Origin of the sequence: uncultured Treponema sp., from assembly GCF_945873775.1 — a bacterium.
Taxonomy (GTDB): Bacteria; Spirochaetota; Spirochaetia; order Treponematales; family Treponemataceae; genus Treponema_D.
The window spans coordinates 14,520-27,686 of the sequence record NZ_CAMCEC010000016.1 but is presented as its reverse complement, the minus strand read 5'-3'; the positions used below and the strand labels follow the sequence as shown (position 1 = coordinate 27,686).

Annotated in this window: 9 protein-coding genes; 7 read left to right on the top strand and 2 right to left on the bottom strand. The window is 40.2% G+C overall.

Features of this window, described 5'->3' with window-relative positions; genetic code table 11:
• The first annotated feature begins 74 nt into the window (after nt 1-74).
• Both asnA and Q0N70_RS08520 read left to right on the top strand, forming a co-directional pair.
• Entirely contained in the window at nt 75-1,112 is a 1,038-nt protein-coding gene (gene asnA, locus Q0N70_RS08525; RefSeq protein WP_294015834.1) for an aspartate--ammonia ligase, read from the top strand.
• The gene (locus Q0N70_RS08520) at nt 1,099-2,097 is read left to right on the top strand and encodes a hypothetical protein (protein WP_294015832.1); all 999 of its coding nucleotides are present in this window, start codon (nt 1,099-1,101) and stop codon (nt 2,095-2,097) included. The genes asnA and Q0N70_RS08520 overlap by 14 nt, the downstream gene beginning before the upstream one ends.
• 12 nt (nt 2,098-2,109) lie before the next feature.
• Here Q0N70_RS08520 and Q0N70_RS08515 read toward each other — a convergent pair whose 3' ends face one another.
• Nucleotides 2,110-2,682, bottom strand: coding sequence for a manganese efflux pump MntP family protein (locus Q0N70_RS08515; RefSeq protein ID WP_294015831.1), 573 nt, complete (start codon nt 2,680-2,682; stop codon nt 2,110-2,112).
• A 287-nt stretch (nt 2,683-2,969) separates the two neighbouring features.
• Nucleotides 2,970-4,457: a Do family serine endopeptidase gene (locus tag Q0N70_RS08510; protein WP_294015829.1), complete on the bottom strand. Its 1,488-nt coding sequence runs from the start codon at nt 4,455-4,457 to the stop codon at nt 2,970-2,972.
• Between the two features lie 152 nt (nt 4,458-4,609).
• On the opposite strand from Q0N70_RS08510, the gene Q0N70_RS08505 reads away from it, so the two are divergent.
• From Q0N70_RS08505 to clpB, 5 genes are all read left to right on the top strand, one after another.
• Nucleotides 4,610-5,884 (top strand): flagellar motor switch protein FliG, encoded by a 1,275-nt coding sequence (locus Q0N70_RS08505; protein WP_294015827.1) that lies wholly within the window; start codon nt 4,610-4,612, stop codon nt 5,882-5,884.
• Nucleotides 5,881-8,865: an insulinase family protein gene (locus Q0N70_RS08500; protein ID WP_294015825.1), complete on the top strand. Its 2,985-nt coding sequence runs from the start codon at nt 5,881-5,883 to the stop codon at nt 8,863-8,865. The genes Q0N70_RS08505 and Q0N70_RS08500 overlap by 4 nt, the downstream gene beginning before the upstream one ends.
• 40 nt (nt 8,866-8,905) lie before the next feature.
• Nucleotides 8,906-9,127: a hypothetical protein gene (locus Q0N70_RS08495; RefSeq protein WP_294015824.1), complete on the top strand. Its 222-nt coding sequence runs from the start codon at nt 8,906-8,908 to the stop codon at nt 9,125-9,127.
• A 115-nt stretch (nt 9,128-9,242) separates the two neighbouring features.
• Nucleotides 9,243-10,424 carry a hypothetical protein gene (locus tag Q0N70_RS08490; RefSeq protein ID WP_294015821.1) on the top strand — a complete coding sequence of 394 codons (1,182 nt, stop codon included), beginning with the start codon at nt 9,243-9,245 and terminating at the stop codon, nt 10,422-10,424.
• Between the two features lie 61 nt (nt 10,425-10,485).
• Nucleotides 10,486-13,071 carry an ATP-dependent chaperone ClpB gene (clpB, locus tag Q0N70_RS08485; RefSeq protein ID WP_294015818.1) on the top strand — a complete coding sequence of 862 codons (2,586 nt, stop codon included), beginning with the start codon at nt 10,486-10,488 and terminating at the stop codon, nt 13,069-13,071.
• Nucleotides 13,072-13,167: the final 96 nt, after the last annotated feature.

The following is a 13,167-nucleotide window of genomic DNA, read 5'->3' as shown; positions in this document are numbered from 1 at the left end:
TGAATGACATTTAAACAGTTATTTTTATCAAAGCTCGAAGTTTAGGGTAAATAAGTTCATGTACGGAGACTAAAATGCCTGATTTGTATATTCCAGAAAATTACAAGCCTTTGCTTAGCGTAAAGGAAACTGAAAAAGCTATTGTTTTGCTGAAGGATTTTTTTCAGCTTGCGCTTTCCACGGAGCTTGGGCTTACAAGAGTTACAGCTCCTTTGTTTGTAAAATCAGGCACTGGAATAAACGATGACTTGAACGGAGTTGAGCGGCCTGTAAAGTTCCCTGTAAAAGACATGGAAGATACCCAGATGGAAATTGTCCATTCGCTTGCAAAATGGAAGCGTCTGAAAGTTTCCGAACTTGGGCTTGGCTGCGGATTTGGAATCTACACAGACATGAACGCTATCCGCGCGGACGAAACTTTGGACAATCTTCATTCGCTTTATGTTGACCAGTGGGACTGGGAAATGCACATCGATGAAAACGACAGAAATGTAATGTTCCTGCGCGAGTCTGTTGAGCGGATTTACAGAGTTCTTAAGCAGACTGAATTTTTTGTCTATGACAGATACGAAGAAATCACTCCGATTCTTCCGCCGAAAATTACTTTTGTGTATTCAGATGATTTGTACAGGCTTTATCCAAAGCTCACTCCAAAAGAGCGTGAAAACGAATTCTGCAAAAAGCACGGAGCGATTTTTGTAATAGGAATCGGCGGAAAACTCCCGGACGGCTCAATCCATGACGGACGCGCTCCAGACTATGACGACTGGATTACAGAAAGCGGTGACGGACACACAGGACTTAACGGCGACCTTTTGGTCTGGAATCCTGTTTTGAATCAGGCAATGGAACTTTCTTCCATGGGAATAAGAGTTTCCAAGGAATCTTTGGTTGCCCAGCTTAAGGAACGCGGATGCCCGGAGCGTGCGGAACTTGATTTCCATAAAAAGCTTTTGAGCGGTTCTCTTGTTCAGACAATGGGCGGCGGAATCGGACAGTCGCGCTTATGCATGTACTTTTTGCGCAAAGCCCATATCGGGGAAACTCAGGTCAGCATTTGGCCGGATTCCATGATAAATGAATGTGAGAAGCACGGAATTGCAATCCTCTAAGGCGTCTCTTTCTGTCTTTTCGATAAAAAAAATATTTGAAACTCTCCCGGAATTTTCAAGGCAAGGAATCACAGAACTTTCCATTTCCGACAGGCAGTTTTCGCGCGATAAAAACGGAATTCTTCGCCTTGTAAGCCAGATAAAAAAGTTCTGCCCGGAACTTTTTGTTTCAATTTTAGTTTCTCCTGAAATTCTTGATAAAACACTTGTTCAGGAATTTCAAGAAATATACTGTTCCTTGGAAATTCCTTTTTGCGGAACAGAAAAAAACGGCGCGCTTTTATTTGACAAGAAATTTTATTCGCAGAAAGCCCGGCTTTTAAATGAAGCTGGACTTGTATTCGGCTTCAATATGGACTGGGGAATGAAAACTGGCGACACTTTTAAAAACTTTAGAAGCCGCCTTGATTTTGCAGTTTCGCTTTATCCAAACCACATTGATTTTCCGCAGCTTGAAGAAAAACCGTATCTCGAGCCAAAGCCAACTGGAATTTATTCTTCCAAAGACCTTGATTTTTCAAGAGGAATGGCGTTTGCCTGCAAGACTTTTTATTCCGCGGGAAGGGCAGTGCCTTGGTTTTGTAGTGTAATAAACGCGCTTAAAATAGAAGCCTCTTCATTTTTTTCTGATTTTGAGGAATTTCAACTTTGCAGTAACTGCTCGTTTGAAACTGGTTTTGACCCGGAGCTTGCAGGACACAAGGCTATTGAAAAACTTCAGCTTTTGTTCTTAAAGCAAAAGTTTGAAGAAAAAAACAAAATGCATCTTTTTTCCGCAGTAAAAGATATTGTAAGCCTAAACGGAGCTTTTAGCCGGCTTGCAAGTGAAAATGAAGAAAGCATTGTTGAAACTTCTTACAACCCGGACGATTTGCTTTCTCCTTGCTCAATGAATATTGCGGATTTCTGCGAAAATGTTACGATGGAAAGCTGCTCTGTAAAGATTTTTGAGTCGGCTGAAGGTCATGACTATAAAATTCTTTAATGCAATATTGAACTATAAAATTCCAAGGTGATTTAAAAGTATTTTTATTCCGATTAAAATTAAAATTATTCCGCCTGCAATTTCTGCCTTTTTTTCATACTTGTTTCCAAATACGCTTCCGATTTTTACTCCAGCTGCGGAAAAGCAGAATGTTATTGAGCAGATAAAAAGGCTTGCAAGGATTATTTCTTTCCAGCTGTCAAGCAAGAGCCCGAATGTTATTCCGACTGCAAGCGCGTCAATGCTAGTGGCGACTGCCATTACGAACATTGTTTTTAGCGCGAATGAATTGTCAACTTTTTCACATTCATCAGAAAAAGCTTCCCGGATCATGTTTGCGCCAATTGCAACCAAAAGAAGAAATGCAATCCAATGGTCAAAGTTTTCTATATAATATTTAAATCTTGAGCCTAGAATCCAGCCTAAAAAAGGCATTAAAGCCTGAAATCCGCCAAACCAGACGCCTGCAATGCACATTTCCTTGATAGAAACTTTCTTCGCAGCAGCCAGTCCCTTGCAAATTGAAACTGCAAATGCGTCCATGCTTAATCCTACAGCCAAAATAAACAATTCCAATACAGACATGGCGGATATTATATTTGTGAAGAAAAGTTGTGTAAAGGTAATTTAATCTTGCAACGCTCTGTAAAAAAACAAGCCCCAGCACCCGCTGGAGCTTGAAAAAGGAGTTCTTATGAAGAAAGGAGGTCTCTTGTCTTTCAATAATAACAACATAAATCTCTTTTTTTGGTTACATTTATTTCTAAAAAAAAGATAATTTTTTCAGAAAATTGTTTTTTATACAAACAAAAAATGCCGCGTCAAGTGGCGTGGCATTTTTATGCATTTTTAAGCAAGAAGAATTTTTTTCTTTACTTTCCGATTTTGTATCTTGCTGTTGTTACAACGTGTCCATTGCTGTATACATCGTACCATATTTCTTTCTTTGAACTGGTGTCCAAAGCCGCATAGAATTCTTCAAGATTTGAAACTTTTTTGTCGTTTACAGCGCAGATAATATCGCCTTCCTGAAGTCTCAATGCTGCGGCAGGAGATTTTTCAAATACTCTTGCAACAACTACGCCTTCAACTTTTTCTTTTTCAATGTTGAGTCTTTTTCTTAAATCTGGAGTAAGCGGAGAGGCTACAAATCCAGGCCAGAGCTTTGTGTCGTTTGCAGTAACTTCTTCGTTGCGCTCATCAATTTTTACAGTAATTTCCTTTGTTGTTTTTCCGCGCAGAACTTTTATAGTTGTTGTTTTTCCTGCTGGAATTCCTCCGATTTCACGGATAAGCTGGTCTACGGATTTTATGTCGTGTCCGTTCAGTCCGATTATAAAGTCGCCCGGAAGAATTCCGCCTTTATACGCAGGACCGTCGAGGAATACCTGACTTGCAAGCGCACCCTGCTGTTTTTTGTCTATTCCAAGCTGCTCTTTGTATTCGTCTGTGGTTTCAACGAGGCTGATTCCGACCCAGCCGTAAGTTATTTTTCCTTTGTCAATGAACTGGTTTATTGATTCCTTTATATTGTTGATTGGAATTGAAAATCCAAGTCCTTGAGAGCCGCCGGAATTTGAAGCAATCCAAGTGTTTATTCCTATTACTTCGCCAAAAATATTTACGAGAGGTCCGCCGGAGTTTCCTTGGTTGATTGCCGCATCAGTCTGGATAAAGTCGCTGATTGAACCGATTTGTCCGCCGCTTCTGCCTGTTGCGCTTACAATTCCCTGTGTTACAGAAGCAAAATATCCGAGAGGGCTTCCGAGTGCAAGTACAATGTCTCCCTGATGAATTGTGCCGCTGTCTCCGAGCTTTGCAATTGCAATTGACTTGTCGCTGCTTTCAAATGAAACAAGTGCTATGTCCATGCGTTCATCTTTTCCAACAAGTTTTCCTTCAAATTCACGCTCATCGTTAAGCTTGATTTTTATTGAAGTGGCGTTTCCTACTACGTGATTGTTTGTAAGAACATAAACTGTGTTGCCAGTTCTTCTTACAATTACGCCAGAACCAAGCGCGGACTGCTCAAGTTCTTTTGTTCCGTCGCCTTCTTGTCCGTCACGTGGAATTCCAAAGAAGAATGGAAGATCTTTAAATGGAGAAAATGTTTTTACTTTTGTTGTTTCCTTTACATCAACTTCTACAACGGCTGGAAGCACTTGGGAAGTTATTGAGCGGAACGAGTCCTGTAAAGCCTGAGTGACTGCCAATGAGTCCTGCGGAATTTGCGCGGCTGGAGTTTCTGCGAAGGCAACATTTGCAGAGCCTTTGTTTACTTTGCATGACAGTGAAAATATTCCGGCTGCCATTAAAAGCGCTCCGGCTGTGTACGCAATTTTTTTCACTAATTTTTTCATATTAAACTAAAACCTCCTGATTTTTGAAGTTTTCTATGTTAAAAATTTCTTTACTAAAATAATAAACAAATTTTGTAAAGAGTTACATAGTTTTCAAAAAAAAATATTACATTCAAATTGAAAAAAATCATATCATAAATTAAAATGTTCCTATGAAGTTAGAAGATTACAGGCTTAACGCTTATTCAGCTGGAGCCGGTCAGAATAAAAAACTTGTCCATAAGCCGGTTTTTGAAAATGTCAATTCAGCAATAGACCGAATTGAAAAGCAGAACAAAGAACACGCGGAAAGGCAAAACATAGAGCAGGCAAAAATCGCGGCAAAAACTGGAACTTGGTTTGAAAAGAAAAAATCAGCGACTTCAGATGATGTAAAAAACGCGGCAAAAAATCTTACGAGCGGCGGACTTGTAAAAATTCCGGCTTCTTCAACAGAAAAAGACAATATATATAGAAGAGTTGCGAAATTTCTTGTGATAGTCGGAATTGACGAGGCTGCAAAAATTCTTCCGCATTTGACAGAAGAGCAGACAGAAAAAATAATTCCAGAAATCGCTTCAATTCAAAAAATCACGCCGGAAGAGTCAGCTTCAATTCTTGAGGAATTTGAATCTCTTGTTGAAAAGGCGAGGGAAGAAGGCGGACTTGAAACTGCGCGGAATATTTTGACAAAGGCTTACGGTTCTGAAAAAGCGGAGGATATGCTCAAAAAATCTGTAAAGTATCCGGACGGAAAACCTTTTGACTATCTTTCTGATGCGGATGCTGAGCGGATAAAAGTTTTGATTGACGGAGAATCTGATGCTGTAAAGTCGCTTGTTCTTTCGCAGATTGAGCCTAAAAAAGCCGCAAAAGTTATAAACTTAATGGACGTTGACGACAAAAAAAAGATTGTCCTGCGTCTTGCAAAAATGAAGCCTGTTGCTCCAGAAGTTCTTGCGGAAATTGACAAGAGCCTGCACGAAAAGCTTCTTACTCAAAATACGGAAAATTCACAGAACATGGACGGCCGCGGAGTTCTTGCCCAGATTTTAAAGCGAATGAATCCTTCCGCGGAAAATTCAATTATCAATACATTGAGCGAGCAAGACCCAGAGCTTGGCGAAGATTTGCGTAAACGGCTTTTTACAGAAGAAGATGTTATAGGTTCGGATGACAGGTTTATTCAGAATTATCTTCATGACATGGAAGACCGCGACATTGCAATTTTAATTTATGGAAAGAATGATGCGTTTAGAGAAAAAATTCTTTCAAATGTTTCCAAGAACAGAAGACGCGTTATTCTTGATGAAGAAAGCATGATTCACCATTTGACAAAAGCCGACAGTGAAAAAATGACTTCATCGTTTTATTCCGTTCTTAGGCGCGCTTGGGAAAACGGAGATTTGCGTGTTGCAGGAAGAGATGAAGGCGAGGTTTACGTATGAAAAAAAATGATGTTTACAAAGGCTTTGAAGTTCTGGATGTCTTTAAAATTCCATATTACGATTCTGAAGGAATTTTCTTGCGCCACAAAAAATCCGGCTTGGAAGTTTTTCATATCCTTAACAACGATGAAGAAAATCTTTTTGCATTTGCCTTTAGAACTCCTTGCAAAGACAGCACTGGAGTTTCGCACATTATTGAACACAGCGTTTTGTGCGGCTCAAAAAAATTCCCGATAAAAGATCCGTTCCTTCAGCTTAGAAATCAGAGCATAAACACATATCTTAACGCCTACACTGCAAAAGACAGAACTGTTTTTCCTGCAAGCTCGCTTATAAAAACTGATTATTTTAATTTGATGTCTGTCTATGCGGACGCTGTTTTTTTTCCGATTTTAAATGCTGAAACTTTTTTGCAGGAAGGCTGGAGAATCGAAACTGACCAAAACGGAAATCCTATAATTCAGGGAGTTGTCTTTAATGAGATGAAAGGAAACTATTCATCTTTTAATTCCGTTGCGACTGACGTGGTTTTAAATGCTTCTGTTCTTGGCACTGGGTACGAAAAAGATTCCGGCGGCGACCCTTTGGAAATTCCAACTTTAACTTATGAGCAGTTTAAAGAGTTTCACAAAAAATATTACTGCGCGGCAAACTGCCTTGTGTTTTTATACGGAAACATTCCGACAGAAGAGCAGCTTGATTTTCTTGATGAAAACGTAATTAAAAATATAAAGTCTTCTGGCAAAAAATATTCGTTTGCTTCTGAAAATTCTTTTGTAAAAATGAAGAAGCGGATTGACGCTTTTGGTCCTGCAGAAGATTCAAAAAACACAACGGCTGTAGTTTGGAAAATCGGAGATTCTGCGGAAAAAGAAAATCTTTTTTCATTGCCAATGGAAATAAGTTTTTTGTCCGAGCTTCTTTTGGGAAACGATTCTGCGCCAGTGATAAAACTTTTGCTGAATAAGTTTAAAGGCTGCGATATTGCGCCGCAAACTGGATGCAGCATAAGCTCAAGATTTTTTTCCATAGCAATAGGCGTGAACGGACTTAAGCCGGAGCAGGCGCAGGAATTCCAGAATTGCATTGATGGCGCTATGAAGTCGCTTGCTGAAGATGGAATAAAAGAAGAAGACATTGAGCGCAGTTTTATGAGCTTTGATTTTTCAATAAGAGAAGTAAAAAGGTCTCCGTCTCATGGCCCGTACTCTCTTGTTCTGCTTAAGCGGGTTTTGCGTTCCTGGACTTACGGAGCGAATCCAAAAGACGCGCTTGCTTTTATAGAATCATTTGAGCAGATAAAGAAAAAAATAAAATCTAATCCAGAATATCTAAAAAATCTTATAAAAAAATTTTTTGTTGAAAATAAAAACAAAACTTTAGTAACGGTTTCGCCATCTGAAAAATGGAGCCTTGACAGAGCCGAAAAAGAAAAAAAACTTGCATCTTGTCTTTATAAAAAAATCGGGAAAGAGAATGTTTTGCTTTCACTTGAAAAACTTCATGCGTTTCAAGCCAGCGCAGAAAATGAAAATTTGATTCCTGCTGTTAATATTGAAGAACTTGAAAATCCTGCTGAAAAAATTGAAACACGCAAAACTTTGTGTGAAAAAATTCCTTTCTATGTAAATCAGGAAGCCTGCAATGGAATTGTCTATGCTTCTGTTTCTTTTCCTGTTGACCGCCTTGATCCTGCGGACTACAAATTTCTTCCTTTGCTTTCTAGCTGCATTTCAGGGCTTGGAACAAAAAAAAGATCCTGGGAAGAAACAATTTCATATTCTGACAGAATCATGGGAGATTTTGGTGCTTACATAAGAAGCGCAAAAGTTCCAGAGTATTCAAAAAATCTTGCCGCAGAAAATCCGCTTATAATTGGGCGCGAGTGGCTTGTGATTCATTTTAAATTTATAGAAGAAAAATCTTTGGAAGCCTTCGGCTTTGCAAGTGAAATTATTTCTTCAATCGACTTTTCAGACAAGGCTAGGCTCAAGACAATTGTAAACGGCTTGTGCTCTAGCTTGAACGCGGCAGTTGTTCCAGGCGGACATTTTTTTGCGATGCTTAGGTCATGCAGGCTTTTAAACCGCTCGTGCGCTGTTCAGGAAATTAAGGACGGGCTTACTTCTGTTTTTGCAATAAACGAAATAAAAAAAATGAAGCTTTCTGAGCTTTCTGAAAAGCTTGAATCTATTTATAAAAAGATAATTTCAAGCGGCTCTCTTTTCCATGTAACAGCCGGAAGCTCAGGAATTGCCGAGGCTAAAAAAAGTTTTGCTTTTCTTGCAAAAAGTCTTTGCCTTGAATTTCCAAAGCCCAAAAAGAAAATTTCTGACAAGGAATTTTTTAATCAGACAGAGCTTGCAGGAAAAATTTACTGCGAGAAAAATCCTTGCGTGGATGAAGTTTTTGTTGTGCCGGGAAACACTGGCTTTGCTTCTTCCGCTGTAAAAAGTTCTGGCGAGAAGGGAAAAGAAATCATGGCGGACACAGTTTTTTCACATCTGCTTGAAACTTCCGACTTATGGAAGCAGATTAGAACTAGCGGAGGAGCTTACGGTGTTTTCCTTTCTGTTCAAAGTTCAAGCGGCGCAACTTGCTTTGCCACATACCGCGACCCAAAGCCTTTTGATTCGCTTGGATATTTTGAAGAAAAACTTCCGCTTCTTGAAAAAAATGAATTTTCTTTTGATGACATAAAAAAAGCGATTGCCGGAGTTTATTCAGATGAAATTGAGCCGTACACGCCAGCAATGAGAGGCGGAACTGGACTTATGAGATGCCTTTATGGAATTTCACTTTCACTTGATAAAATCAGGATAAAAAATTTGCTTAGCCTAAAAAAAAGCGATATTGAAAAATCAACTTGCCGCTACAAAGACGCTGTGTTCTGCGGAAAAAAAGTTGTAATCTGCGGAAAAGACATGATTTCTGATAAAATTAAAAAAATAAGTGGAAAAATAATAAAGATTTCACTATAATAGTAAGACATTATTTAGTTTTTAAAAATGAAGGAAAAAAATGACCAACAAAAGTGTAGAAGAATTGACAAGATTAATGAGACAGCTTGTTTCTGATGTTCAGGGCGCGCCTTTCCCTAGCGAAAAAATAGAGCCGGAACTTTATTCAATTTGGTATGAGCACGTTCAGCGTGGCGCGCAAAACTGCTTTGAATTTTTGGAGCAGCACTTTCCGCTAGACAATTCTGAATTCAAAGATTCTCTAAAGAAAATATTTAAATAAACATAGCTTTCTGCCGAAAATAAACCTAAGGCAATCTTTGTAAAATATTTTAAGTTTGCCAAAATGCCGTGCTTTTTTTAGTGCTGGCTGTGTCTTGTTTTTGGTGGGAAGATATATGGCTGCAAAAAAAATTTGCCGTAATGAAAAACTACAATTAAAAGGTTCCCTTAGAAAAAACGGTTTTGACCGCTGGAGGCTTGTTACAAACGCTGTAAGCACTGTTTCCGGCGAAGAAAAAACTTTCTTTATTGAATTCTATGCTGTGAATCCTGCCTTGTCTCCCAAAGAATGTGTGCTTGGTTTTAAGAACCGCTTTAACAAGTCTGCGGAAGATTTTCAGTATGTTTTGGCAGGCTCAGAAACAGCAAAAAATTTCAGTTCTCAAACTTATGTTTCACCTTCATTTTTTATGATAAAAGCTGGAGTTCTTTCTGTAAGCACAAGCCAGATGAATTCTTATTTTCCGCCTGAAATCCTGTCAGCAAAAAAAAGTGAATATATAATTTCTGTCAAGCAAGAAGAATTGCCGGCCTGCATTTTGGCTCACGACTATACTTCTGGCGCAATAAAAGTTACAGATGAGGACTTGCGCGTTCACCCGGAATATATGGGAAGCACTGGCTCTATGTCTTGGAATTTAAAGTTTTCACGAAGCATTTCATTTTCTTCAGACTACAGAACAAAAGACATAAACTGGGCAGTGCTTGGCGGCAAGACTGATTTTTCTGGCACAATCATTTTCAACAATGAAGAATACAATGTGAATCCTCGGAATTCTTTTGGATATTATGATAAAAACTGGGGCAGGGATTTTTCTTCTCCGTATTTCCATTTAAGCTCTTCAAATTTTACAAGCGAAATTTCCGGGCGGCTTTTGGATGCTTCTGTTTTTGCGGTTCAAGGTGAATATAAAAATAAAGTTTCAGTTCTTGTTTCAATTGAAGGAAAAAATATTGAATTTCATGCAAACAAACTGAAAAAAAATCAGATAAGCTATGACTGCCAGGAAATGAACGGAACGGAAGACGAAGGTCTTAAACTGCATTGGTCTGTTAGCGTTCACGACAGGCGTTATGTAATCGATATTGATATTTTCTGCAACACAAAAGAAATGTCCTTGCGCGATTTTGAAAGTCCAGCAGGCGGAAGAAAAGTTATGCGGATTCTTGCAAGCGGCTCTGGAACTGGAAAATTCAAGCTGTATAAAAAAATGAAGAAAAATCTTGAGCTTTTGGAGCAGGCCGACATATCCAAGTGCATCTGCGAATACGGCAATCTTGAAACTGCTGAAAAATAATTCTTAAAAAAATTTGATTTTTAGTTCGGAAATTTGTATATTCCTTGTTTAGAGGAAATTTATGAACTACGAACAGATGACATTAAAAATGCAAGACGCGCTGCAAAGCGCAAGCAGCTTGGCCCAGCAAAGATACCACAGCGAAATAGGCAATGAGCATCTTTTGTATGCCATGCTTAACCAGAAAGACGGAATGATTCCGCCGTTAGTTGAACGGATTGGACTTCAGCCTTCATCTTTGCAAACAAATCTTGAAAACTTATTGGACAAATATCCTGTAGTGAAAGGCCAGACGCAAATGTCTTTGTCTTCCAGCGCGCAGAAAGTTCTTGCCAAGGCAGAAAAGGAAATGGCTTCTTTAAAAGATCAGTTTCTTTCTACCGAGCACGTTTTTCTTGCGATGATTCAGGCAGATGACAATGTTGGCGAGCTTTTAAGAAAATCAGGATGCGACAGGAATACAGTTCTTGAAGCTCTAAAGTCCGTTCGCGGAAACCAAACGGTTGATTCCCAAGACCCGGAAAGCAAGATGCGCTCTCTTGAAAAATACTGCACGGATTTAACAGCGCGTGCCCGTCAGGATAAAATTGACCCTGTTATCGGCCGTGATGAGGAAATCCGCCGTGTAATGCAGGTTTTGTGCCGCCGAACAAAGAATAATCCAGTTCTGATTGGTGAGCCGGGCGTTGGTAAAACCGCAATCGTTGAGGGGCTTGCCCGCCGAATCGCAAGCGGAGATGTGCCTGAAAGTCTGAAAAACAAACGGCTACTTTCGCTTGATATGGGAAGTCTTGTTGCCGGCGCAAAATTCCGCGGTGAATTTGAGGAACGACTAAAAGCTGTAATCACAGAAGTTACAAAATCTGAAGGACAGATAATTCTCTTCATCGATGAGCTTCATACGATTGTAGGGGCTGGAGCAAGCGAAGGTTCAATGGACGCTTCGAATTTGTTGAAGCCAGCTTTGAGCCGTGGTGAAATTCATGTGATTGGCGCGACAACTTTGAACGAATATCGAAAATATATCGAAAAAGATGCGGCGCTTGAGCGACGATTCCAGCAGGTTTACTGTGCTGAACCGACTGTTGAGGACACAATCGCAATTTTGCGTGGACTTCGCGACAAGTACGAAATTCATCACGGAGTTAGAATTAACGATGAGGCTTTGGTCAGTGCGGCAGTTCTTTCAAACCGCTACATTACAAACCGTTTTTTGCCGGACAAGGCGATTGACTTGGTTGATGAAGCCGCAAGCCGCTTAAAGATGGAAATTGAAAGCCAGCCTACTGAGCTTGACCAGATTGAGCGAAAACTTTTGCAGCTTCAGATTGAAAAACAGTCTTTGAGCAAGGAAGATGACAACGCTTCTAAAGAACGCCTTGAAAAACTTGAAAAAGAACTTTCCGAGTTGACTTCAAAACGCGATGCCATGAAACTTCAGTGGCAGAACGAAAAAAACAGCATCGACAAGAGCCGCAAAATAAAGGAAGAACTTGAAGATGCACGCTTTAACGAAGAAAAATACACCCGCGAAGGCAACCTTGAAAAAGCCGCTGAATTAAAGTACAGCACAATTCCTGCCCTTGAAAAGCAGCTTGCAGAGGCTGTTGCCCACGATAAGGAAGTTGAGGCGAATCCAGAGCGCGAATCCCTTTTGCGTCAGGAAGTTACAGAAGAAGACATTGCGCGTGTCGTAAGCAACTGGACAGGAATTCCTGTTGCAAAAATGCTTTCAAGCGAAAAGCAAAAATACTTGCAGCTTGAGGAAGTCCTTCATAAGCGTGTTATAGGTCAGAATGAAGCCGTGCAGGTTGTAAGCGATGCAATCCGCCGTAACCGTTCCGGCTTGAGCGACCCGAACCGTCCGCTTGGAAGTTTCTTGTTCATTGGACCGACTGGCGTTGGTAAAACAGAGCTTGCAAAAACGCTTGCAGACTTCTTGTTCAACGATGAAAAGTCGCTTACTCGAATCGATATGTCCGAGTATATGGAAAAATTCAGCGTGAGCCGCTTGATTGGAGCGCCTCCGGGATACGTTGGCTACGATGAAGGCGGTCAGCTTACAGAGGCTGTTCGCCGCAGACCTTACAGCGTAGTTTTGTTTGATGAAGTTGAAAAAGCTCATCCTGATGTTTTCAATGTTCTTCTTCAGGTTCTTGATGACGGAAGACTTACAGACGGACAGGGCAGAGTTGTAGACTTTAAGAACACAATCATCATTATGACGAGCAACTTGGGAAGCGAGTTGATTCTTGACGCTGACACAGACGAAAAAATGAAAGAAGCAAGAACTCAAATTGACGGTTTGCTTAAAACGCATTTCCGCCCGGAATTCTTGAACCGAATCGATGAAATTGTAATGTTCGGTCGTCTTGACAAGAGCTGTATTGGCGGAATTGTAAAGATTCAGCTTGAGCGTGTTGCAAAACGCCTTGAAGACAGAAGAATTGCAATTAGCTTTGATGATTCCGCTGTAGACTTCATTGCAGAAAAAGGCTACGACCCTGCGTTTGGTGCCCGCCCTGTAAAGCGTGCTGTTCAGACGTGGGTAGAAAACCCGCTTTCAAAGGAACTGCTTGAAGGAAAGTTTGCCGAAGGCTGCACGATAAATGTTTCGAGCAACGGACGTGAACTTGAGTTTAAGTAATTTGTTATAGCGATGTTATGGAAAAGCTGGGGGTGTTTCAAAAATGTCATTTTCGGGCTTGACCCGAAAATCTAACTGCATATATATTGCGATTAT

Coding starts and splice junctions, on each gene's coding strand:
- asnA (WP_294015834.1), top strand. CDS start 75: ATGCCTGATTTGTATATTCCAGAAAATTACAAGCCTTTGCTTAGCGTA.
- Q0N70_RS08515 (WP_294015831.1), bottom strand. CDS start 2,682: ATGTCTGTATTGGAATTGTTTATTTTGGCTGTAGGATTAAGCATGGAC.
- Q0N70_RS08510 (WP_294015829.1), bottom strand. CDS start 4,457: ATGAAAAAATTAGTGAAAAAAATTGCGTACACAGCCGGAGCGCTTTTA.
- Q0N70_RS08505 (WP_294015827.1), top strand. CDS start 4,610: ATGAAGTTAGAAGATTACAGGCTTAACGCTTATTCAGCTGGAGCCGGT.
- Q0N70_RS08500 (WP_294015825.1), top strand. CDS start 5,881: ATGAAAAAAAATGATGTTTACAAAGGCTTTGAAGTTCTGGATGTCTTT.
- Q0N70_RS08495 (WP_294015824.1), top strand. CDS start 8,906: ATGACCAACAAAAGTGTAGAAGAATTGACAAGATTAATGAGACAGCTT.
- Q0N70_RS08490 (WP_294015821.1), top strand. CDS start 9,243: ATGGCTGCAAAAAAAATTTGCCGTAATGAAAAACTACAATTAAAAGGT.
- clpB (WP_294015818.1), top strand. CDS start 10,486: ATGAACTACGAACAGATGACATTAAAAATGCAAGACGCGCTGCAAAGC.